General features: G+C 62.7%; 18 protein-coding genes. 12 read left to right on the top strand and 6 right to left on the bottom strand.

Going from position 1 to position 22423, the window contains the following annotated elements; genetic code table 11:
* The first annotated feature begins 40 nt into the window (after positions 1-40).
* Positions 41-799 carry an SDR family NAD(P)-dependent oxidoreductase gene (locus J6500_RS08925; protein WP_225712329.1) on the top strand — a complete coding sequence of 253 codons (759 nt, stop codon included), beginning with the start codon at positions 41-43 and terminating at the stop codon, positions 797-799.
* 78 nt (positions 800-877) lie between these two features.
* Here the strand turns inward: J6500_RS08925 and J6500_RS08930 are convergent, their stop codons facing one another.
* Positions 878-1531 carry a response regulator transcription factor gene (locus J6500_RS08930; RefSeq protein ID WP_225712330.1) on the bottom strand — a complete coding sequence of 218 codons (654 nt, stop codon included), beginning with the start codon at positions 1529-1531 and terminating at the stop codon, positions 878-880.
* Positions 1532-2141: 610 nt separating this feature from the next.
* Between J6500_RS08930 and J6500_RS08935 the strand changes: the two genes are divergently transcribed.
* Positions 2142-3038, top strand: a complete 897-nt coding sequence (locus J6500_RS08935; RefSeq protein WP_225712331.1) for a LuxR C-terminal-related transcriptional regulator — start codon at positions 2142-2144, stop codon at positions 3036-3038.
* A gap of 75 nt (positions 3039-3113) precedes the next feature.
* Here the strand turns inward: J6500_RS08935 and J6500_RS08940 are convergent, their stop codons facing one another.
* The 5 genes from J6500_RS08940 to J6500_RS08960 form a co-directional block, all read right to left on the bottom strand.
* Complete coding sequence (locus tag J6500_RS08940; RefSeq protein ID WP_225712332.1) at positions 3114-4583, bottom strand: exopolysaccharide biosynthesis polyprenyl glycosylphosphotransferase; 1470 nt, start codon at positions 4581-4583, stop codon at positions 3114-3116.
* A 70-nt stretch (positions 4584-4653) separates the two neighbouring features.
* On the bottom strand, positions 4654-5649 hold the full coding sequence (locus J6500_RS08945) for an NAD-dependent epimerase/dehydratase family protein (protein WP_225712333.1): 996 nt from the start codon (positions 5647-5649) through the stop codon (positions 4654-4656).
* Positions 5650-5831: 182 nt separating this feature from the next.
* Positions 5832-7313 carry a right-handed parallel beta-helix repeat-containing protein gene (locus J6500_RS08950; protein ID WP_225712334.1) on the bottom strand — a complete coding sequence of 494 codons (1482 nt, stop codon included), beginning with the start codon at positions 7311-7313 and terminating at the stop codon, positions 5832-5834.
* Between the two features lie 44 nt (positions 7314-7357).
* Entirely contained in the window at positions 7358-8704 is a 1347-nt protein-coding gene (locus J6500_RS08955) for an O-antigen ligase family protein (protein ID WP_225712335.1), read from the bottom strand.
* 61 nt (positions 8705-8765) lie between these two features.
* Complete coding sequence (locus tag J6500_RS08960) at positions 8766-10127, bottom strand: polysaccharide biosynthesis/export family protein (protein WP_225712336.1); 1362 nt, start codon at positions 10125-10127, stop codon at positions 8766-8768.
* A 281-nt stretch (positions 10128-10408) separates the two neighbouring features.
* Between J6500_RS08960 and J6500_RS08965 the strand changes: the two genes are divergently transcribed.
* The 10 genes from J6500_RS08965 (at position 10409) to J6500_RS09010 (ending at position 22391) form a co-directional block, all read left to right on the top strand.
* Positions 10409-11389 carry a UDP-glucuronic acid decarboxylase family protein gene (locus J6500_RS08965; RefSeq protein WP_225712337.1) on the top strand — a complete coding sequence of 327 codons (981 nt, stop codon included), beginning with the start codon at positions 10409-10411 and terminating at the stop codon, positions 11387-11389.
* Positions 11371-12228 carry a WecB/TagA/CpsF family glycosyltransferase gene (locus J6500_RS08970; protein WP_225712338.1) on the top strand — a complete coding sequence of 286 codons (858 nt, stop codon included), beginning with the start codon at positions 11371-11373 and terminating at the stop codon, positions 12226-12228. Before J6500_RS08965 ends, J6500_RS08970 begins: the two co-directional genes overlap by 19 nt.
* A 4-nt stretch (positions 12229-12232) precedes the next feature.
* Positions 12233-13678: a lipopolysaccharide biosynthesis protein gene (locus J6500_RS08975; RefSeq protein WP_225712339.1), complete on the top strand. Its 1446-nt coding sequence runs from the start codon at positions 12233-12235 to the stop codon at positions 13676-13678.
* Between the two features lie 69 nt (positions 13679-13747).
* Positions 13748-15013, top strand: coding sequence for an NAD(P)-binding domain-containing protein (locus tag J6500_RS08980; RefSeq protein ID WP_225712340.1), 1266 nt, complete (start codon positions 13748-13750; stop codon positions 15011-15013).
* Between the two features lie 12 nt (positions 15014-15025).
* Positions 15026-16300 (top strand): carboxylate--amine ligase, encoded by a 1275-nt coding sequence (locus J6500_RS08985; RefSeq protein WP_225712341.1) that lies wholly within the window; start codon positions 15026-15028, stop codon positions 16298-16300.
* Positions 16301-16820: 520 nt separating this feature from the next.
* Complete coding sequence (locus tag J6500_RS08990; protein ID WP_225712342.1) at positions 16821-17774, top strand: BUD32 family EKC/KEOPS complex subunit; 954 nt, start codon at positions 16821-16823, stop codon at positions 17772-17774.
* Complete coding sequence (locus J6500_RS08995; RefSeq protein ID WP_225712343.1) at positions 17771-18595, top strand: polysaccharide deacetylase family protein; 825 nt, start codon at positions 17771-17773, stop codon at positions 18593-18595. The genes J6500_RS08990 and J6500_RS08995 overlap by 4 nt, the downstream gene beginning before the upstream one ends.
* Positions 18567-19808, top strand: a complete 1242-nt coding sequence (locus J6500_RS09000) for a glycosyltransferase (RefSeq protein WP_225712344.1) — start codon at positions 18567-18569, stop codon at positions 19806-19808. Before J6500_RS08995 ends, J6500_RS09000 begins: the two co-directional genes overlap by 29 nt.
* A complete protein-coding gene (locus J6500_RS09005; protein WP_225712345.1) occupies positions 19798-21171 on the top strand; it encodes a nucleoside/nucleotide kinase family protein in 1374 nt (457 codons plus the stop codon). Before J6500_RS09000 ends, J6500_RS09005 begins: the two co-directional genes overlap by 11 nt.
* 215 nt (positions 21172-21386) lie before the next feature.
* Entirely contained in the window at positions 21387-22391 is a 1005-nt protein-coding gene (locus J6500_RS09010; protein ID WP_225712346.1) for a Wzz/FepE/Etk N-terminal domain-containing protein, read from the top strand.
* Positions 22392-22423 lie beyond the last annotated feature (32 nt).

The following is a 22423-nucleotide window of genomic DNA, read 5'->3' on the forward strand; positions in this document are numbered from 1 at the left end:
ACGCAAACCGACGCCGTTGAGGCGCCAAGAGAGGATTCCAATGCAAGGCGCCAGCTATCCAAGCCTCAAAGACCGCACCGTTCTGGTGACCGGCGGCGGTTCCGGCATCGGCGAAGCCATCGTCCGCCAATTCATCGGCCAAGGCGCGCGGGTCGGATTTATCGACATCGATACGGCGGCGTCGCAGCAGCTGCTGGCGACCCTTCCCGCAGGGGCCACCGTGCATTTCGAGCATGCCGATCTGCGCGACATCGCCGCCCTGCGGCGCGCGATCGCGGGGATCCGCGAGACGCTCGGTCCGATCACCATCCTGGTCAACAACGCGGCCCGTGACGACCGCCACGCGATCGCCGACGTCACGCCGGAATATTGGGACGAGCGGTTCGCCGTCAATCTGAAGCACCAGTTCTTCAGCGCCCAGGCGGTCGCGCCCGATATGGCCCAGGCCGGTGGCGGCTCGATCGTCAACATCGGCTCGGTGAGCTGGGTGATCGGCCAGGGCAACATGCCCTGCTACACCACCGCGAAATCGGCGGTACAGGGCCTGACCCGGGCGCTGGCCCGCGATCTCGGGCCGAGCAACGTGCGGGTCAATTCCATCCTCCCTGGATGGATCATGACGCAGCGGCAGCTCGATCACTGGCTGACGCCGGAAGCCGAGGCCGAGCTGATGCAGCGTCAGTGCATCAAGCGCAAGCTGACGCCCGACGACATCGCCCGCGTCGTGCTGTTCTACGCCGCCGACGACAGCGGCGCCTGCACCAACCAGAACTACATCGTCGACGGCGGCTGGGTCTGACCCGGCTGCGTCGGCGAGATTCCCGGCGCAGCGATTTTGCGAGGGTGGGCGCAGCGGGGCTCGAGCCCCGCCGCTACCTCATCCATTGAGCTCGCCTTGCGCGATGGCGAGCGCCGCGAGCACCGTCCGATTGCTGACTTCCAGCTTCTGGAAGATGTGATGCAGATGCACCTTGATCGTGCCGTCGCTGATGTTCAGCCTGCGTCCAATTTCCTTGTTCGACAGTCCTTCGGACACCAGGCGCATGATCTGGCGCTCGCGATCGGTCAGCACGTTGAGCGCGTTCTGCTCACGCGCGATGTTTGCCGGCTCGCGAGGCATCACGCCGTTCGGGAAGGATGACGGCAACAGCCTCTGGCCATCGGCAATCCGGCGCAAGGACTGAACGACGACTGCCACATCGACGTCCTTCGAAATGATGCCGTACGCGCCTGCGGCGGCCGCCAGGGCAAGCTCTCCCTCGTCGCTGGATGCCGTGAACAGAACGAGCTTGGTCGGAATCTTTTCGGAGCCGGCGATCGCGAGAATTTCCAGTCCGCTCGCACCGGGCATTGCGATGTCAAGAATGGCAATGTCGGGGACCAGACTCCTGATCGCGTCAATGCAGCTTGGCCCGTCATCGCAGGACGCCACAACTCTGAAGCCGCTGTTCGGCCCGAGAAGGTTGATCCAGCCGTGCAGGACGATCGGTTGGCGGTCCGCAATCACCACCGTGACGCAACGCGTGGGCACTTGCCCTCTCCCCTTGTGGCTCAACGCCTCGCAACTAAACGCCGGGCTACACACTTGTTTCCAAAACTCGGTTTTCGCTTCCCCGAAGTCGGCGCAGCGCAATCGCGCTCAGCCAAGGTCAGGCACGGCGCCCCGAATTCACTGCCAACACGTCCTCATCGAGGCGCTCGCGGCCCTGGGCCGCATGGCTCATGCAGATAATGACGGACCCCTCCAATACTGCCAGGGGTGCGCTGTAGCGCTGCTTCAAACACCATTTCGGCGACGCTTGATCGTCCGGTGCGGACTTTCGCAATGGTCCGCATTCACCTGACGGCGACCGCTCATCAAACAAGGTACGACTATATAACTTTAGGTATATAGGGATATCGGGAATTCGAATCTACAATTCATAAAAATGTCGCAGACAAAAAAAGTCGAAAGCCCCCATATCGCCCGCATCCGAGCCTTCTCATTGAAGAACAAGAAAGTCGCACAATATTTGGCGCTTCCAGATTTATCAACGTTGCCAGACCACCGTTAACGCACAGTCATTCGGCCATCGACAACCCAGAATTACTGAGTTCGATCGCCCCTTTTATTTTCAATTGGGCGCCGGCAGGAGAGTATCATGCAAAGGCGGCAGTCATTTGCGGCCGTAGTCATTGGAAAAAGTGTATTACTCAGAGAAGCACTTTCCGGAATATTACGGGCAGCGCATTTTCGCATCCAAAGTTCGGTATCGTCCACGGACGAGTTGATTCCAAGCACGGCTCAACTGCAGCGGCATCAGCTGCTGTTCCTTATTGTTCACACCGGCGATGATTTCGAGTCCGTCGCCGGCCAGATAGCGCTGCTCCAGGCGCGCTATCCAAACGGGCTCGTCGCAATCGTGGCTGACCGGTATCGCGAGAGCGACCTGGTTTCGGCATTCCGGTCCGGCGCGAGCGGCTACCTCGTCGACATCACGACATGCGACGCCTTCATCAAATCGATCGAACTCGTCATGATGGGCCAGACTGTCTTTCCACCGGCCTTGCGCACTTTCGTCCGCAGCGCCGAATTCGCCTCCCTCGGCGAGACGGCGCCGCACAGCGCCAGCGGCCACTCGGCGGCCGACGATTCAACCGCGCCACAGCTTTCCCCCCGCGAGAAGCTCATTTTGCGCTGCCTGGTGGAGGGAGATACCAACAAGTGCGTCGCACGCAAGCTCGACATTGCCGAGGCGACCGTGAAGGTTCACGTCAAGGCGATACTGCGGAAGATCCGCGTCCAGAACCGGACCCAGGCGGCGATCTGGGCCCTGAACAACAACGAGTTGCTCACCCATCCGATCGACAAGGGCTCTGCCGCCGCAAACGCCGGCAAGCAAGCTTCGGCTCCGGACGCAGGGATTGCCGAGCGACCGGCCCAGCTCCGCGTGATTGCGCAGAATGCAAATCATGTCGGGATCGACCGCATCAATGGCGAGCTGATCCACGACGTGCTGATTCAAAAAGCGACCGGCGCGGGCAGAATCGGCAAATAGCGGGGCAATCGCTACGGCCTCGGACTTGATGGATCAGCGGAGCGTGTGCGCAGCCAGACCTGCGCGCGGGCGAATTCATCTGGCTCCCTTGCCCTCGATGACGACAATGACCGTCTGCAACAGAATATACAGGTCGAGCCAGATCGACCAGTTTCGGATATAGAAGAGGTCTTGCGCCCTCTGAACCTCCAGGTCACCGTCGCTTCGCGACGAAATCTGCCACATCCCCGTGATGCCAGGCTGCACGCTGGTCCGAATGACGCGAAACTCGGGATCGAAGCCGTTCATGTGGTACGCGGGAAACGGCCTCGGACCAACGAGACTCATCTCGCCCCGAATGACGTTCCAAAGTTGCGGTAGCTCATCGAGACTGGTGCGCCGCAGCAGGTTTCCGACGATGGGCAGGACGCGAGGATCGTGCGAGAGCTTGAAGAAGCGCTGCCATTCAGCCCTCGCGACCGGATCATTGCACAGATGTTCCTGCAGGCGTTGTTCGGCGCCGGCATACATCGTGCGAAGCTTGAAGATCCGCAACGTCTTCGCGTTGCGCCCGACCCGATCCTGGACATAGATCGCCGGTCCCGGGTCGATGATCTTGATGGCAGCCGCGAGAAGAAGAATGATCGGCGCCGCCAGCACTGCCAGGGGAACCGCGACGAACAGATCGATGGCGCGCTTGAGCGCCTGGTTGTACGGCAAGCAGACGTCACGCCGGATCTCGATTCCGATTCCCCTGCCCAGCGTCCGCGTGCGCAACCACAGGCTCTGCAAATCCTGTACATCCTCGACCAGCAGAAATCGACAGGTCGGCAGCCATGCGTATGGACCGGTTGAGGCCGCGCACAGTTCGCTCGCGGAGACAAAGAGCGCGAATTCGACGTCGGGGTACGGCCGGCCTGCTTCCGCCAACTCTCCGATCAGCGGCAAGGGAAGCGCGCCGCGCGCCGCTTGATCACGGGATGTCTCGATGAAGCCGATTGGCCGCAATCCGAGCGACGGATGGCGTTCCAGAAACCGCGCCAACGTCTGGCTGCTGTCGCCGCACCCGACGACAGCAGCCGAAGCGCCCCACAGGCCGAGACGAATGAGCATGGCGCGGACCATGGTCTCCGCGTAGTGACTGAGGATCAGCAAACAAAACGCGTCGCAGGTTGCAACCGCAACAGGCAGGGCCGACAGTCCATTCAAACGACTTTCGACCAGAAGATCGATCGCGGCCAGCGCCGCCACGCCGATCGCGCGCAGCCTGAACCGCTCATATGGACTGGGGCCGCATCCGCTGTACAGGCCGACACAAAGGAATACCACAACGACGAGAGGCATCATGAGATAGCCCGGATCAGGCGATTGCGTACCGGACATCCCGATCAATGCGCGACTGCAAGCGATCGCGGCAGTTGCGGCAACCAGATCGCCGAACGCCAGGGTCGCGATGACGATTGTCTTTCGAAAACGGCGAGCGAATCCCTCGTCCCCACTGCGCCGGCCGTGGTGACGGCTCGTCGACGCATCGGTTTGAGGGAGAAGCGCGCCAATTTCTGCCATTCTCGGCGTTCCCTTATGGTCGGCGCTGCCGGTTCGCGACACGCATTCGAACGGCCAACGCGATTCCGGGCTATTCGGCCGCGGTCTGCACGGGATGCTGCTGCCGGCCTGCCATGTATTCCTCGATCCATCGGTATGTCGGGATCAGCCCCGCGCGCAGCGCCGTCTTTGGCTCCCAGCCGAGAACGCTCCTCAGCCGCGAATTGTCGCTGTTGCGGCCGCGCACACCTTGCGGGCGCGACACATCGTGCCGCTTGACCAGCGTCTTCCCCGCAATCGCGCAGACGATGTCGACGAGATCATCGACGGTCACCAGCTCGTCGGTACCGAGATTGAGCGGCGCGCCATAGTCGGACTGCATGATGCGGTAGATTCCTTCGACGCAATCATCGATATACATGAACGATCGTGTCTGTTTGCCGTCGCCCCAGATCTCGATCTCGCTGCGATCCGGAAGTGTCGCGACCTTGCGGCAGATTGCGGCGGGAGCCTTTTCGCGACCACCATCGTAGGTGCCGAGCGGCCCATAGACGTTGTGGAAGCGCACCACCCGGGTCACAAATCCCCAGTCGTCCGTGAAGTACTGACAGAGCTTCTCCATGTACAGTTTCTCGAGCCCGTAGCCTTCCTCGGGCTGCGCGGGAAACGCGTCTTCTTCACGCAGGGGCACGACTTCGGGCTGCTCCTGAAGATATTGCGGATAGACGCACGCCGACGACGAGAACAGGAACCTCTTCACGCCATTCTCGCGGGCCGCACACAGCGTGTGCGCGTTGATGAGCGTGTTGTTGATCGCAATGCCGGCGTGGGATGCGCTGATGTATCCGATGCCGCCCATGTCCGCCGCGAGATGATACACCTCATCGACGCCTTTTGTCGCCTTCATGCACTCGGCAGGCTTGCGAAGGTCGGCGATGATGAACTCGTCAGCCGCCGTCTGTTCGTACTCCGGCGCCTTGATGTCGACACCGCGCACGGTGTACCCACGCTCGACGAGATACTTGACAAGATGGTGGCCGATAAAACCGCCGGCTCCGGTGACCAGGACTGTCGCATCTTTCCGCATGTCACACTCCCTGACTTCTGGGCACAAGATACGGGGATAGAACCCGCTCCATTACTGCAACAAGGGAGTAATCCAGATGGTGCTCGGAGATGCGCCTTGGACGATTGACGGCCCAGACGCAGGCCGCGCACTGACACGCAGTGCAGCCTGACTGACGGCAGAAGCGATTGACGTGCGAGCGATCAGTAGATCACCATCCGCCCGGTCGGCTCCACACCCTGCGCGCGCAGCCCTTCCCAGTCGAAGGTCGCATGGCCCCAGGCGAAGCGCGCAGGCCCGGCAGATCGCCGAACGCGATAAAGGTTGCCATCAAGGACGTTGTTGCCGTCCGTGATGATTGAGAAATTCTCGTGCCCCGGCTTGACGTCGGACGCGCCGCCTGCACATGCCGCCCCCTCGAAGGTCACCTCGTTGTTCCGGATCGTGTTGTTCTTCGTCTTGTAGATCGGGCCATTGCGCGCTCGCACTTGATCGTCGCGCCCCTGGTCGATCAGCATGATGCCGCATTTTCCCGGGCTGACGGTGAGCCTGTTGCCGTACACCTGCACATCCTGCGACGCGGCAATGAGAATGTCGTTGCCCCAGAACCAGGTGTTTTCGGCGATGCCGTTGTTGCGGACGGTATTGTTGCGAATGACGGCAGCGAAGGAGATTTCGTGAAATATGCCCGCGCCCTGGTTGCGCTCGACAATGTTGTCCTCGTAAAGCACGTTCCGGCAGTTGATGTCGCACCACAGCCCGGGACCGACGTTGTCGTGGACATGGTTGCCGCGCAGGATCACGCCATCGCTCAGGACGATCTTCAGGCCGCCCGCCTCCCATCCGAAGTCGAAGCCGTGGATGTTGTTCGCCCAGATCCGGTTATCCTCGACGATGATATCCCGGCCTTTTCCGCCGATCCCCAGCTGGCCATTGTGATGAACGTCGCACTCCCGCACGCGGCCGCCTGCTCGGGCCACGATTCCGATCCCGCTGTTCAGGCGCACTTCGCAGTTCTCGATGACCCAGGCGGTGTTGCCGCTTTGGACTGCGCCTTTCTGGGCGACGCTTGCGTATTTTTCGATGATGATGTTTCTGATCGTCACGTTCCTTGCGGCGCTTTCGAACGCGAAAGCGGCCGCCGTGGCCTCCACCTTGCGCCCGGCCGGATCATCGGCGAGGTAGAGGCGCCCGCTGCTGCGGTCGAGATAGAACCGGCCCGCTTCAAGACTGTCCTTGCGCAGCACCGGCACCAGCGGTTGGTCGTCCATGAAGACTGCCTCGGGCAAGTCACAGGCCGGCGCGTCCCTGGCGCATCGACCGTGCTTCTGTCCACGTTGGTCCTGTCCGCTTGCCACCCAGTAGCGTCCGTCGCGGCTGAACGCCGTCAGCAGGCGGCTGCCGTTCAGAATGGTTTGGCCCTCTCCGCTGAAGGTCTGGCCGGACTTCGGCCGCACCGCCTGAACCCGGTGAATTCCATTCTTCAGGCAAAACGCGGCACCTTCGCCGGCGCGCTCGACCGCGGGTTGGATCGCGGCGCCGGGCTCGACCGCGATCGCGCCCGGCGGACAGCGACTGTCGATGACGCCTGCGCGGAGAGGTGCTGCGGCTGCCGGCAGAATGGCAAGCGCCAGCAGCGCAACCGCAACGATACGTTCGCTCGTTCTCGCGCCAGGCGCCCGCATGGCTGCCCTAGCTCCCAAGCTCAGTTGCCATCATAGAGCGATCATCAGCAATTGTGCTGATATCGGTAGACCATCACGGAGCCGATGCCGAAGCCGATCAAGCACCAAAACCATATGCCCTGCACCGGCCCTTCGATCGCGACGTCGAACGATGCATTGATCACGAACGACGCCGCGTAACAGCCGATGAAAATGAACAAACCGCTCCACGCCTGCTCGCCGCTGCGGCGGGCCGCCCTCGAAGCAACGGCCAAGGCGGCCGACCAGGCGGCGATGAAGAGTGCCCACAGCGCCAGCCCGGGGACTCCGGCGCGCGCCAGGATCGTCATGTGGACACTGTGCGGACTCCGCAGCGGGGGGCTGTTCGGGTCCTTTCTGTGCTGGAAGCCGTCCGCGTCGGCAAGGTTCAATCCAAACCCTCGCCCGGTCCAGAAGTTGGACCCGAACACCGTGTCGTTGACGATGATCGTCCACCACTCGAGACGCCAGGTCTTGGTGCCTTCGGTATCTTCGCCCGACCGGGTCACAAGGCTGGCGACATTGTCGACGAACTGCCGGGTGCTGAGCGACCGCTCCTCGGTCGATCTGGCGACGCGCGCCTCGGTGACAGCCGTTTCGACCGAAAAGGCCGCGCCAAAGATCATCAGTCCGGCGACGAGGACAGCCGCCAGCGTTCGCACCTTGCCAAGAACCAGCGCGGCGAAGACGACGGGCACGACAAAGGCGAGCATTCCGCCCCGGCTTGCCGCACTGGCCATCACGGCCGTCGCGGACAAGATGACGATGGCGAGCGGGCTCATCCTGCTGAACCCGACAAGGGCAAACACGGCGGCGCCAGCCAAATGCGTGGTGACCTCGCCGCTGCTCTGCAGGATGGGTACGTCGGAGCCGGGCCATCTCGGAATCTGTTCCCCCATGTAGCGATGGAACGCGTAGATGAAGGGGATGGTCGGGATGAAGATCCTTACGAACGTGCCGTAGTATCGAAGAATTGAATTGATGCGGTTGCCGTCGTCCAGCAGCAGCGCGATAACGATAAAGGCGAACCCTCCATACATCAGGACGACGCTGTCGCGCAGGGCGTCGAAGCCATAGGTTTCAATGAAGGGCAAGGTGCGCAGAAGGACCCAGAGCATCGCGGTGACAAGGGCGAGAGCCGGCAACGTCGTCAGCGTTGCGACGAGGCAGCCGGTCCGCAACAGCACCAAAAGACCAAGGAACAGGGAAATCTCGCCGATGAAGATGGGAGGGAGGCCAAGATAGGCGAATCCCTTTCCAAGCAAGGCATATCCGAGGAGGACCACCGAGAGCAGCAGGAGATAACGGTCGCCCAGGTCCGCTCGCCTTACAGGAGCCGACCAACTTGCACTGCCTGAAGACATCGAGGTCATCGAATTGCCGCCGTTGACGCCGCCGCTGCCCCGTTACGTCCGTCGCTGGTCGGATCGATTGCTAGCGTAACGCCGACACAACGGGTAGCTCCCGCGCTGCTGCTTCCCGACCAGACTCGGAGGCCGACAATTTGCGGTTCATTTCCGGAGGAAGCCGCTTCTTGACATCGATGATGTCGCCGGGCTGCACGACGGTCGCCTCGGTCGCCTCGAACACCGTCGTCTGACCGTTCCGCGCGCGCGTCACCGTGATGGTCCGGTCCGCTTCGGCGCCGAACAGACTGCCGGCCTGCTGACGCTTCGCCTCCCGGATCTCGCGCGCCGAGGGCAACGTCACATCGAGCTCCCTCAGGCGTTCGCGCACGTCGCGCAGGTCGGTAACGACCTGCCGCTTGAAGGCCGCCTCCGCCTCGTAGATCTTGACGTCGAGTTCGCCGGCCTCCATCCGCAGGCGCATGACCTGGGTGTTCAGCCTCCAGAGCTCGCTCTCCTGGTTGGCTTCCGTGAGCCGGAACTGCAGCTCGGCATTCGTGACGCCCAGGCCCTGCTTGACCAGCCGGCTATATTGATCGGCATGCTGCTTGACCGCGTCGAGCTGCTTCTTCGCTGCCTCGATCTGCCCGTTGTAGGATTCGATCTCGTTTTCCAGGCGGGGCCTTTGCGACCGCAGCAACTCGAGCTGCCGTTGCAGGATGTCAGCCTGCACTGCAAAGGTATCCATCTCGTCGGCGATTATGCTTGACGCCCGCCGGGCAAGTTGTTCGCCCGGCATGGGCTCCGCTTCCGCGAACACCTCCGAGGCGGGCGGCGAGAAGCTCTTCGCGCCATCGCGTTGCGCTTCGAGCCGCGCGCGGCGGACCAACAGCACCTGCCTTTGGAAGCTGAGCTGGCGCACGCGCTCGTTGGCCAGCAGGAATTCGGGGACTGCCGCGGCCTCGATCTGAGGCGGCAGTCCGAAGCCACCGGCGACGGCAACGGCGCTCTGCACGGTGCTGCCATAGCGGAAGGGATAAGCACCGGGCGCGCGCACGTCGCCCAGCACATACAGCGGCCGAAGCTCGCTGATCCGTACGCTCACGGAAGGTTGCCGGAGAACGCCGTCGGCCAGCCGGTCTCGAATAAGGTTCTGGCACTCATCAATCGTCAGATCCCTGACGTCGATCGGCCCGACCAACGGCAGGAGAATCTTGCCCGTGCCATCGACAGCGATGTCCCCTGACAATTCCGCCTGTCCAAAAACGCTCACGGTTATCCGATCGCCGGGGCCGAGCCGGTAGGCGTTGCCGTCCCCCGCGGGGTCGGCACGGAGCGAGAATGGGAATGCGAGGACGCCGAGCACAGCGGCCGTGCGCATGAATTGATGCAATGCACCGGCACTCCGGAACCTCAGCGTGCCAGCCATCGCCGCTCGAGCAGCCGTCATGGACTCTCCTCGCGAACCGCGCGCGTCACCGGATGGGACGCGGCGGTCCACATTCGGCAGCAGCAACGCTAGCGACCTGCCGGACCCCCATCGGGGGCGACGATGGCTATGCGACAGGCTCTTCGTGAGTACCCCTTGGGTATGCGCGGATAATCCGCATTGTATAGGCCGGGGCTCCCAATGACCCCTTCCCGTTCGCAGCCCTCCCGATCAGAGTTCGGAGCGACCTTCGGGTCCTAGCGAGACGCCTTGTTGGCGCCTCGTAGCCAGGGAGTGATCCAATGAAAAAGCGGGTTCTTGTGACCGGCGGTGCGGGCTTTCTCGGCTCGCATCTGTGTGCAAGGCTGCTCGACCAGGAGTGTCAGGTTCTCTGCGTCGACAACTACTTCACGGGTACCCGCCGCAACGTCGAACCCCTGCTCAACGAGCCCGGCTTTGAGGTCATGCGTCACGACGTGACCTTCCCTCTTTATGTCGAGGTCGACGAGATCTACAATCTGGCCTGCCCGGCCTCGCCGGTTCACTATCAGCATGATCCGGTCCAGACGACCAAGACGAGTGTCATCGGAACGATCAACATGCTGGGCCTCGCCAAGCGCCTGCACGCCCCGATCCTGCAGGCGTCGACCAGCGAAGTGTATGGCGATCCCGACGTCCATCCTCAGACCGAGGCCTATCGCGGCCTCGTCAATCTGGCGGGCCCGCGCGGCTGCTACGACGAAGGCAAGCGGTGCGCCGAAACGCTGTGCTACGACTACAAGCGCCAGCACCGGCTCTCGATAAGGGTCGCACGCATCTTCAACACATACGGCCCGAACATGCATCCGCAGGATGGGCGCGTTGTCTCCAGCTTTATCGTCCAGGCCCTGAAAAACCAGCCGATCACCATATTTGGCTCGGGCGCGCAAACGAGATCGTTCTGCTATGTCGACGATCTCGTCGATGGCCTGATGCGCCTGATGGGTGTCGAGGGCGATCTCGACGGCCCCGTCAATCTCGGCAACCCCTCCGAAACCACCATCAACGAACTTGCCGAATTGATCATCTCTCTCGTCGGGTCGAAATCGAAACTCGAGTTTCGCGCGCTGCCGCAGGACGACCCTCGCCAACGCTGCCCCGATATTACCCGGGCCAGAGAGATCTTGCATTGGCGGCCGACGATCCCGCTTCGGGAAGGCCTGAACCGGACCATCCGCTATTTCGACAGCCTGCTTTCGAGCCCCAGTGAAACGAAGAAGATCATATGGAAAGTCGCCAGCTAGGTCTCGCCGGTTCAATCCATCACGATCGCGTCGATATTCTCGGTGTCGGCATCAGTCTGATCAATCTGAACGACGCTATCGCAACGATTGAGCACTGGATCAGCCGTCGCAGCCGCAATTACGTCTGCATCACCGGCGTTCACGGCGTGATGGAGAGCCGCCGCGACGAGCGCTTGCGTCGCATCCACAACGACGCCGGCATGGTGACGCCGGACGGCATGCCGCTGGTGTGGCTTTCACGGATCTTTGGCAGCGATCGTATCCGCCGGGTCTACGGTCCGGACCTGATGCGGGAAATGACCGCCGTCTCAAGTCTGCGCGGCTACCGGCAGTTCTACTATGGCGGCGCCGAAGGTGTCGCCGAGCAGCTCAGGCAGGTCATGATCGCCGAGCACCCCGGGCTGCAGGTGGCGGGCTTGCTCAGTCCCCCGTTCCGCGAGCTGACGGCCGAGGAGGACGAGGCGATCGTTGCCGCGATCAACGCGGCGCGCCCCGACATCGTGTGGGTAGGGTTGAGCACGCCCAAGCAGGAGCTATGGATGGCAAGCCACCTCGGGCGCATCGAGGCGCCGGTCATGCTCGGCGTCGGGGCGGCTTTCGACTTCCTGGCAGGCACCAAAGCCCAGGCTCCGCCGTGGATGCAACGACGCGGGCTCGAGTGGCTGTTTCGGCTGTGCTCCGAGCCGCGGCGTCTGTGGCGTCGCTACGCCTATATCGTCCCGGGCTTCAGCATCCTTGCCGCCGCCGAGATTCTGCGTCGCGCGCTGCGACCCTCCGTTCGCTCGCGCACGCCCTTGAGCATGAGCAGCTGGAAGCCGGACAGTCGAGCGAAGGAATAGGAGCTTGGACCGCAATTCGAAATGCGGCGTACCGATGGCGGCGGCAGCACCGGTGCCCTCGCCGGTCCCATCCGCTCGACCGGGACCGATGCCAGGGCAGACAAAATGGTGGTCGGTCGCGGTGCTGCGCATCGCCTGGCAAAAGTGGCGCACACACGCGCTGGGGCTCGCGGACCAGGCCGTGGTCAGCGGCGTCAGCTTTGCGACAACGGTTCTGGTCGGCCACTGGACCTCCCCCAGGGAGCTTGGCCTCTATGCGATCGGAATCTCCATACTGATCTCGATCGTTGCGATCCAGGACTCGCTGATCGCGCTGCCATATACGATCCAGCGGCATCTGCCGCGCGGCACACCGACCGAGCACGCCGGCGGTTCGCTGGTACAATCCGGCCTGCTTTCGGCGCTCGGCCTGATCGTTCCTTCAGGGACCGCGCTGGCTCTGTCCGTCTACGGGGCGGCGCCTGAACTGGTTGCAATGACCTGGGCGCTGGCAATCGTCACGCCGTTCGCGCTGCTGCGCGATTTCGGGCGGCGGTATTCCTTCGCGCATCTGCAGATGAATCGCGCATTGATCCTCGATGTCGCGGTCGCAGCGATCCAGCTGGTCGCGCTGTGCTGGCTGGGATGGACCGGGAGAATGTCGTCGGCGAGCGCATATATCGCCATCGGGATCGCCTGCGCACTCCCCGGCAGCGTCTGGTTATGCCTCAACCGCAGCAATTTCGTGATCCGCACGAATCAGCTGTCGGCAGCGATCACACATGGCTGGGACCTGGGAAAATGGCTCTTCGCAATCCAGATAACCATCTGCGTTCAGGCAAGCATCCCGTACTGGCTGTTGGCATTGATCGCCGGCCCGACGGCGACGGGAATCTATGCCGCGTGCATGAGCATCGTCCTCTTTGCAAATCCGTTCATCATCGGGATCGGCAACACGTTGGCTCCGAAGGCTGCTTTGGCCCTGAGTGAGGGCGGCCACCCGCGGCTCTGTCGCGAGGCAGCGCAGGATCTGCTGTTGCTGGGCGGAGCGATGATGCTGTTCTGCCTGGCGATCTTCTTTCTGGGCGACGACGTGATGCGCCTGCTCTACTCGAACGAGGAGTATGCCGATCACGCCCATACCCTGTTCGTGCTGGCGCTAGCACTGCTCGCCTCGGCGCTCGGCATGCCCGCGACCAATGCGTTGCTGGCCATGGAGCGCCCCCAGGCGCTTCTCGGGGCCAGTTCGCTGGGCGCCGGCGTGACGGTGGCTCTCGTCTGGTATCTGATGATCGAAGGCGGACTGCCGGGAGCCGCTTACGGATTTTTGACTGGCAGCGTGACCGGCTCGCTTGGAAGGTGGATCGCGTTCCTGATCTTCGTTCCCCGGCGGAATGCGTGCCGCGACGATGTCCATCAATCGGGTTTTCCCGCAACCGAGGCCGAACGGCCCGCTGATCATCATTTGTGAATGGAGCTTTTTCGACCGCCAGACGCCTGAGCGGCGCCATGGATGGACGCATCTCGGAGGAATAACGCAATGAACCTCCTGTCGCCTGTAAGGGTTTGTATCATCGGCGCCGGACCCTACGGCCTTTCAGTCGCCGCGCACCTGAAATCCAAGGGGATAGATTTCCGCATCTTCGGCATCTCGATGCATCGATGGCGCGCCCAAATGCCGATTGGGATGTTCCTGAAGTCCGAAGGTTGCGCCTCGAGCCTCTCCGATCCGACGGGTCACCAAACGCTTGGCCGATACTGCGCCGAGCACGCGCTGCCGTATAGCGAATGGGGTCTGCCGATCTCGCGAGAGGATTTTGTCCGATATGCGCTGGCATTTCAGCGGGCGCTCGTACCCAACGTCGAAAGCGCGATGGTGACCATGGTCAGCAAGTCGCGCAATAGTTTCCGGCTGGAGTTGAGCAGCGGTGAGAGATTGAACGCTGAGCGGGTCATCATCGCAACCGGCCTGGAGCATATGACCCTCGTGCCGCCGGAATTGAGCCAGTTGCCCGCGCACCTGCGATCGCATTCGGCGGAGCATCACGACCTCAGTCAGTTTGGAGGCAGGGACGTCACGGTGATCGGCGGCGGACAGTCCGCCCTCGAAGCAGCGGCGCTGCTGCATGAAGCAGGTGCAAGCGTCCGCCTCGTCGTTCGCAAGCCATCGCTCGCATGGAACCCGTCGCCGAGCGGCGATCGCCTAACCTTGTATCAGCGCCTGGCGCGTCCAAGGACGGGCCTCGGAGACGGGCTCCAACTCTGGGCGTACAGCAATCTTCCCCACATGTTCCGCTATCTGCCTCAACGAATCCGGCACGACAGAGCAAAGCATGTGCTTGGCCCCGCAGGCGCGTGGTGGTTGAGAGACAGGATCGCCGGGTTGCCGATCCTGCTCGGTCACTCGGTGCGTGGCGCCGAGGCCCGAGGCGACCGTGCCGTGCTGCATGTCTCCGATCCCGGTGGCCGCCCGGATCATCTGGTCACCGATCACGTGATAGCTGCCACCGGTTACGCTTTCCAGGTCGATCGACTGCCATTCCTCAGCGACGATCTCAGGTCCCGGCTTCGCGTTGAGCGGCAGTTGCCGATGCTCAGCTCGGATTTCGAATCGTCCGTGCCTGGACTGTATTTTACCGGGCTGGCCAGTACCTACTCCTTTGGTCCCGCCATGCGGTTCATCCATGGCACGAGCTTCACGGCGCGGCGCATATCCGAGCAGATCGCAGCCGCGGAACGAGACAGCAGGCCGGCAATCCGATCCGCCCGCATCGCCAAGTACGACAATCTGGAGGCGGGCGGCTAGCTCGAGCTTGTGATGCTCACATCGGCCGACGTGGACAGAAAAGTTTCGGTGCTGTTGTTCAGGATCGGCGAGTACGTCATTCACCATGGCGCCATCGGCATCGCTCGAAGCCTCGGCCGATTGGGTATCCCGGTCTATGCAACCGTCGAGGACCGCTACACCCCGCTTGCGATGTGCCGGCATCTGGCCGGAACCTTTGTCAACCGGACCACGGATGCCAATGACGTCTTGAACTGCCTGCGTTCGATCGCTGAACGCATGAAGGGCCCCACGATCCTGCTCCCGACGGATGACAACGCGGCTGTGTTCATCGCGGAGCACGCGAAGCACCTGAGCGATCATTTTCTGTTCCCGCATCTGCGGGCGGAGCTTCCTCGCCAGCTGGCCGACAAGATGAGCTTGTACGCACTGTGCCGACGGGCCGGAATACCCTGTCCTGATTTTGCCTTTCCCACCTCTCTCGAAGAGGTGCATGAGTTTGTCGAGCGCACGACATTCCCCATCATCGTCAAGGCCGCGGACCATTCGCGGCCACTGCACAATTGCTACCGCAGCCTCATCGTGCGAACCCCGGAAGAACTCCGTGCAATTTGCGGGCCGCCGGAATTCTTTCGCCGCCCGAACATGATCCTGCAAGAACACATTCCTGGAGAGGATTGGATCTTTCACGGCTATCGCAATGCCGAAACGGACTCCCTCGTCGGCTTCACTGGAAGGAAGCTGCGATCCTATCCACCCTTTGCAGGCCCCACCACGCTGGGCGTGTCGATCCGGAATGATCGTCTCGAGGAACAGGCCGGGGTGATGCTGCGAGACATCGGCTATTCCGGCATCATGGATCTCGACTACCGTCGCGACGAGCGCGACGGTCAATACAAGCTCGTCGACTTCAACCCGCGCGTTGGCGCGAATTTTCGAATGTTCGAAACCAGCGAGGGTATTGACGTCGTCCGCGCGCTCCATCTCGACCTCACGGGTCGGCAGATCCGCAGGTCTCCAATGATCGAAGGCCGGACGTTCGTCGTGGAGCTCTATGACCTGGTTGCGTCCCTCACCTACCCACGCCGCGGCAGATTGAGCGTCCAGGCGTGGCGAAAATCACTTGCCGGGACCCGCGAACTGGCCTGGTGGAGCTGGGACGATCCAGTCCCGTTTCTGGCAATGGGCGTGCGCCTGCTGCTTCGGGTCGCGGCACGCACGGCCCGGAGAAACGGCGGGAAGGTCCTGCTGCGTGTCAGGCGAACCAACAAACTCCTTCACTTTGGCGCCAGAAGCAAGAAAGCCTAGTTTCGCTTGCTCGCGCTTCTGGCGCTGCCTTTCGCGCTGGCGCTTTTGGGATCCACCGCGGGCAACGTCATTACGGTCGCATGCGATTTGTCGTGACCGGCCGCAGGGTCCTCGGAGGCCGGCGCCCTGCCCTTACGGATTACCCCGACTTGCTGCTTTCCATCCTGTTCGTTCCGGCGTCCACTTGGCCGCCGACGCTTGGCTCGCGATCAATGCGCCCAAAGGCGCCACGCATCCCCGGACACGACAAGAACAGGATTGAACACTGAAAAGAACTCCCCCGACCGCAAGTGACGCCGTTCCCGACACACTCTCCTCGCGCACGCCGAGCGCAACGGAGAGGCTCACGCCGAGAGGAGCCGCACGATGCGACAGCCAGACGCTCTTGGCATCCCATCCGGCATATGCATGGGGACTGGTCAGGGCCGCTTGCGGATTCCTGCCGGGCACCGTGATCCGATCGGTCGGACGGTGGATCGCGCTCACGTTGGCCCGTCCAGCGCAAGAGACGCGCGCCGGCATGGCTGAGACGACAGCTCCGTCGTCGAACCTCGGTCAGGCGGTTCAGGCCCTTAGGGACTTCACGCAAGGCACATCCGACGGCACCTGGCGGGTCCGACCGCTCGACCAGGGTGAGCAGGCCACCGTCTTCGTCGCCGAGTCCAGGAACCAGGATCAAAGCCAGACCCGCGATCCCGTCGTCATCAAGCTGTACAGACTGGCCTCGCCCACGCAAGGTGAGTTCGTATGCCGACAGTTCGACTCGATGTCCCGCGCCCATGCGGCACTGAGCGGCCGCACGTTCGATGGCTGGCGGATTTCCACCCCGATCCCGCTGCACGTGTGCCGGTCGCCGCTCGCGCTCGTCATGACCATGGTCCCTGGCACGAAGGTGAGCCGATATCTGCGACCCGGCGGCGACCTCGCACATGACCTCGCCGCGATGGTGCCGCCGGCCATCATCGCTGCCATGAGCGAATACTGGCGCGCCGGTCAATCGCACGGGGATTTCAATTTCGACAACATTCTGCTCGAGCCGACGACGCGACAGATTTCATTTGTCGACTTCGATATGCCGCCGCTGATTCCGTGCGGCGACGGAGCAGCCCGCTGGCATCCCGCGTCGTACGACCTCGGCTACATGCTCTACGATGTCGCAATGCAGGTTAAGAGCGACTCGATTGGCCCGGTCGCCCGCGATCGCAGGCTGACCCTTGCGGAACGCGTCTTGTGCGTCTTCCTCGAGTCCGAGACGGGACACGAAAACAGGCTGCACCTGATCGATGAAATCCAGGCGATTGCCCGGTTTCATCTGGAAACGATCGATGTCTCCCTCTCGCCGCGAGGACTTTGGCGCCGAGCGCTTCGCTGGCTCGCTGCGCGACGCATCGACGCAACGCTCGGGCGATTGAGAGCGCGATGCGTACCGGCGACGTGTGCACCGCTGGCCGACCAATTGGCGAGGCGTCAGTGACGCAGTCGGCAACATACATCACGACGAGCTGGGACGACGGCCACCCCCTCGATCTGCGCATCGCTGCGCTTCTGAGCAAGCACGGCCTGACCGGCACGTTCTACGTGCCGATGACCGCCGAAAACGGCACGATGGCGGCGGCGCAGATTCGAGACCTTCACTCGGCTTTTGAGATCGGTGCGCACACGATCCACCACACGGTTCTCACCGAAGTGACCGATGAACTGGCGTGGCAGGAGATCGTGGGATCGAAAGCCTGGCTCGAAGATGTGACCGGGCGACAATGCAGCATGTTCTGTCCGCCAACAGGCGCATTCCTGCGCTCGCATCTCAAGATGATCCGCAAGGCCGGCTTCGTCGGTCTGCGCACGGTCGAGCTGGGGTCCCTTGATCTCCCGAGACGGCGCGCCGGCCTCGCCTTGATGCCGACGACGGTTCAAGCCTATCCGCATGGCCTGGCCGCGTTTGCCAGAAACGCCGTCAAGCGGATGGCCTTCGCCAACCTGTGGCGATTCCTCGTTCATGGCCGATCGGCAGATTGGTCGCAACTGGCGCGATCCCTGTTGAACAAGGCGATCGAGCGCGGCGGTGTTTTCCATCTCTGGGGCCACTCATGGGAGCTACGTGACTCGAGCCAGTGGCGCCGCCTGGATGACGTTCTGCGATTGATGCGCGACGTGGCGGGCGACGCGCCCAATCTCACGAATGCAGAGCTAGCCCGGATATCCTCGACGTCCGGACTCCACGATGACGCGATGCGAGACCGGCGCGCCGACATGGGTGGATCAAGCGATGAACTCCGTTCTGACGCACGCGGCTGATGGCGGCCAGCGCCACCGGACTCCTCATCCGGCCGCGATGAGGATCCTGGTCGCGCACAACTACTACCAGCAGGCTGGCGGCGAGGATGAACAGGTCGCCGTCGAAGTGGCCATGCTCCGCTCCTTCGGGCATGAAGTTGCGCAGTTCAGCCTGCACAACAACGCGATCGATGCAATGAACCGCCTTGCGCTCGCCTCGCGCACGATCTGGAACCGGTCGTCGTCGCTTGAACTGACACGACTGCTGCGGACGCATCGTCCGCAGATCGTTCACTTCCACAATACGTTTCCGCTGATCTCGCCCGCCGCCTACTGGGCTGCTCGCGCCGAGGGCGCCGCGGTGGTCCAGACCCTGCACAATTTCCGGCTTTGCTGCATCAATGCGGTCTTGTTCCGGGACGGGCGGGTTTGTGAGGATTGTCTGGGAAAGGCGGTGCCATGGCCCGGCATCCTGCACAAGTGCTATCGCAACAGCCTCGGCGCAAGCAGCGCGACCGCGACCATGGTTGCGACGCATCGCCTGCTGGGGACCTGGCAGAAGGCCGTCGACGTCTATATCGCCCTGTCCGAGTTCTCGCGAGGCAAGCTGCTCCAAGGCGGACTGCCCGCCGACAAGATCACCGTCAAGCCCAACTTCGTCTACCCGGATCCCGGCCCGGGCAACGGCAACGGACGCTTCGCACTGTTCGTAGGGCGATTGTCGCAGGAGAAAGGCATTGAGACGCTGCTCGCGGCCTGGCGGCGCTTGCGCGATGACATTCAGCTGAAGATTGTCGGCGACGGCCCCCTGGCGCAGCAGGTGCGCGAGGCGGCGGCTGCGGACGGCCGGATCGAGTGGCTGGGATACAAGCCGCTCGATTTCGTTCACCGCCTGCTTGGCGAAGCGGCCGTCCTGCTGCTGACTTCGCGCTGCTATGAGAATTTTCCGCGCGTCGCCGTCGAAGCTTTTGCAAAAGGTACACCGGTCATCGCGTCGCGATTGGGCGCCATGGCCGAGATCGTCGAGGACGGCCGTACCGGCCTGCATTTCGAACCCGGAGATGCGGACGATCTCGCCGCCAAAGTCGGAGGACTTCTCGCGCATCCATCCGAATTAGCGCAGATGCGAGGTGCCGCCCGAGAGAGGTTCGCACAGAACTTCATCGCCGAAACCAATCATGACATGCTCATGGCGATCTACCAGCGTGCCGTCGGAATTCGCCATGCTGCATAGCCCTGCGCCAATTCCGGTGGCTCCCCTCGATCGATCGTGGAGCATACTTGCTGCCGTTCTGGAAACGCTCGAGACCGCCGACATCCCGTATTGCATCACTCACGGCTACGAAGACCTGGCCCAGGGCGTCACGTCGGATGTCGATTGCATCGTGCCGATCGATGTAAGTCCTGAACGGCTCACGAATCTGCTCAAACACCACCGCAGGGCAATTGGCGCGGATGTCATACGCTGCCTGTCGGGGCACATCGTCCTCGCGGGCAGGAACGCCGACAGGTCTCCATGCTTTGTCGACCTTCACGTCGGTAACGGTTACGAGCTGAATGGGCATCGATATTACAGTGCGGAGCAAATCCTCGGCCGGCGGCGACGGTTTGGCGAACTCTGGATTCCTGCGGTGCGGCTCGCATTCGGCTGCCATCTGGTTCGCAGGGTCATCAAGGGTTCGATCTCCGACGACAATGCGCGAAGGTTTGGCGATCTCTACCGACAGGATCCGCGCGGCTGCGCCGCGGAGATTTCGCGCTTCTGGAGTCCGGCGACAGCCGCAGAAATCCGAAGCGCGATAGAACGCGGCGATTGGAAGGGAGTTCAGAACGGCCTTCCAAGATTTCGCAGCGAACTCCAGCGGCGAACAGCGCTGAGACGACCGCTCGAACCTGTCCGCGATCAGTTCACACGGCTGGCCCGACGGGGGAGCCGCATTTGTTGGCCGAAGGGCGGCATGGAGGTCATATTCCTGGGGCCGGATGGCGCCGGCAAATCGTCAGTGATCAGCCAGATAGGCAAGGAATTGGACGGTGCATTTTCGAGCACGCGCTGCCTGTTCTTTCCGCCGGCGCTGTATCGCCGGTGGCGCGGTCGTCCGGAAGGACCTCCGGTACTGCCGCACGATCTGCCGCAGCGTTCGGTGTTCGCATCGGTCAGCCGGGCTCTCGCCTACTGGTTGGCGTATTACATCGCGGGCTACTGGATCTCCATTCGACCAGCCCTGGCGCGATCCGCGCTGGTCATTCACGACCGGCATCTCCTCGATGCATTGGTTGATCCCAGGCGCTATCGCTACGCGGGTCCGGCGTGGCTGCTGCGGTGGATTTGGCTCCTGCTGCCAAAGCCCGATCTGGTCATCCTGCTCGACGCGCCGGCTGATGTGCTCCACGCCCGGAAACAGGAGCTGCCGTTCGAGCAAACCGTCGAGCTGATGAATCGCTATCGTCAACTCGTCCGCACGCTGCGCAATGGATATGCCGTAGATGCATCCTTGCCGCTGCGAGACGTGACGGCCGCCGTCAACGACATCATTCTCGGCACCTTGAGCCGGCGCTTTGACGCCGAGGAGCCCAGACCGGATGTACAGCGCTAGAGCGTGATCCGGAAAAGCGCACAGCGCAACGCCGTGCCGATCGGCTCACTTGCTGGCCGCGCCCTGGCGCCAGCGCCTAATCCCCACGGGTTACCCCCATTGCAACCTTTCCATTCATTGGCGATCGGAGCTTGATTCCGCAAGGCTCGTCGAACTCTTGCTCTCGCGCCACGGCTGGCTTCGGCATTGGGCACCTCAAGCCTGGAACACCTCGAATGACAGTACAGGTCAAGATCAAGGACAACGAAGCCACCCTGCCGCGAGCCCACTACGACGAGGTTGCGCGAACCACATTCCGGCTCATCTGGGATCGAAAGCTGCTCATTCTTGCCATCCTTCTCGTTGCGGTCTCGCTCGCAGCGGCCGCGCTCGTACTCATCGGCCCGCGCTATTCGGGAGAAGCCGCGATCCAGCTCAACTTCCTTCGCGATGAGCCTGCCAATGGCACCAAGACGCAATCGATCGCCGTGATGGACGCAGTCGCGCTGGTGGAAAGCACCGCGCGCGCCATCCGGTCGCGGGCGACGGCCAACGCAGTGGTCGCCAGGCTCGAGCTCGACAAGGATCCCGACTTCGCGCGCGAACCGATGGTATGGCAACTGGTCTTCCTCATCCGCGCAGCGCTCGGCCTGGAGGAAACGACGACGCCGACGCGTCGGCAGCTGGCCGCGAGCCAGTTGATGCGCATGATCAGCGTGACCAACGAGCCGCGCTCCTATCTGATCTCGATCACGGTGACAACGAAAGATCCCGAGCAGGCCACCCGGCTCGCGAATGCAGTTGCGCTGGAATATCTTAGGGGCCAGATGCTGCAGCAATTGTCAGACAACCAGGCCGCCGTCGAACGCGAACTGGCTCAGCTTTCAGCGGTGTATGGCGCACGTCACCCGAGCCACGCGCTCGCCCAAGCCAAACTCAATGCTCTGGAAAACCGGCTGACCGCATTGCGGGATGGCTCGCCCGACAGCGACAGTATAAGGCAGGTTGTAGGACAGTCGTTCATCCCGGCCGAGCCGACCCTTGTCCCGTCCGGCCCGCCTGTGTTCCTAATCCTCGGGCTTGCGGCGTGCGCGGCTCTCGGTGCGGGGATGTGGCTGGCTCTGCAGCTCGCACCGCGCGGTCACCTCCGGCCGGACAAACTCACAGTCGTGGGAGACCGGGCTGGGCAGCCCGTTCGCGTCGCGGTCGCAAAATCGCAGGAAAAGCTGGCCGACCCGTAGATGCAAGCCGCAGATACGGTGGCTGGGGCCGG

The sequence above is a fragment of the Bradyrhizobium semiaridum genome, from assembly GCF_020329505.1.
Classification (GTDB): Bacteria; Pseudomonadota; Alphaproteobacteria; order Rhizobiales; family Xanthobacteraceae; genus Bradyrhizobium; species Bradyrhizobium semiaridum.

What these genes read in the sequence shown, in the direction of transcription:
- J6500_RS08925 (WP_225712329.1), top strand. Translation starts at nt 41, where the DNA reads ATGCAAGGCGCCAGCTATCCAAGCCTCAAAGACCGCACCGTTCTGGTG.
- J6500_RS09010 (WP_225712346.1), top strand. Translation starts at nt 21,387, where the DNA reads ATGACAGTACAGGTCAAGATCAAGGACAACGAAGCCACCCTGCCGCGA.
- J6500_RS08935 (WP_225712331.1), top strand. Translation starts at nt 2,142, where the DNA reads ATGCAAAGGCGGCAGTCATTTGCGGCCGTAGTCATTGGAAAAAGTGTA.
- J6500_RS09000 (WP_225712344.1), top strand. Translation starts at nt 18,567, where the DNA reads ATGAACTCCGTTCTGACGCACGCGGCTGATGGCGGCCAGCGCCACCGG.
- J6500_RS09005 (WP_225712345.1), top strand. Translation starts at nt 19,798, where the DNA reads ATGCTGCATAGCCCTGCGCCAATTCCGGTGGCTCCCCTCGATCGATCG.
- J6500_RS08945 (WP_225712333.1), bottom strand. Translation starts at nt 5,649, where the DNA reads ATGCGGAAAGATGCGACAGTCCTGGTCACCGGAGCCGGCGGTTTTATC.
- J6500_RS08960 (WP_225712336.1), bottom strand. Translation starts at nt 10,127, where the DNA reads ATGACGGCTGCTCGAGCGGCGATGGCTGGCACGCTGAGGTTCCGGAGT.
- J6500_RS08955 (WP_225712335.1), bottom strand. Translation starts at nt 8,704, where the DNA reads ATGACCTCGATGTCTTCAGGCAGTGCAAGTTGGTCGGCTCCTGTAAGG.
- J6500_RS08990 (WP_225712342.1), top strand. Translation starts at nt 16,821, where the DNA reads ATGGCTGAGACGACAGCTCCGTCGTCGAACCTCGGTCAGGCGGTTCAG.
- J6500_RS08980 (WP_225712340.1), top strand. Translation starts at nt 13,748, where the DNA reads ATGAACCTCCTGTCGCCTGTAAGGGTTTGTATCATCGGCGCCGGACCC.
- J6500_RS08940 (WP_225712332.1), bottom strand. Translation starts at nt 4,583, where the DNA reads ATGGCAGAAATTGGCGCGCTTCTCCCTCAAACCGATGCGTCGACGAGC.
- J6500_RS08965 (WP_225712337.1), top strand. Translation starts at nt 10,409, where the DNA reads ATGAAAAAGCGGGTTCTTGTGACCGGCGGTGCGGGCTTTCTCGGCTCG.
- J6500_RS08950 (WP_225712334.1), bottom strand. Translation starts at nt 7,313, where the DNA reads ATGCGGGCGCCTGGCGCGAGAACGAGCGAACGTATCGTTGCGGTTGCG.
- J6500_RS08985 (WP_225712341.1), top strand. Translation starts at nt 15,026, where the DNA reads ATGCTCACATCGGCCGACGTGGACAGAAAAGTTTCGGTGCTGTTGTTC.
- J6500_RS08970 (WP_225712338.1), top strand. Translation starts at nt 11,371, where the DNA reads ATGGAAAGTCGCCAGCTAGGTCTCGCCGGTTCAATCCATCACGATCGC.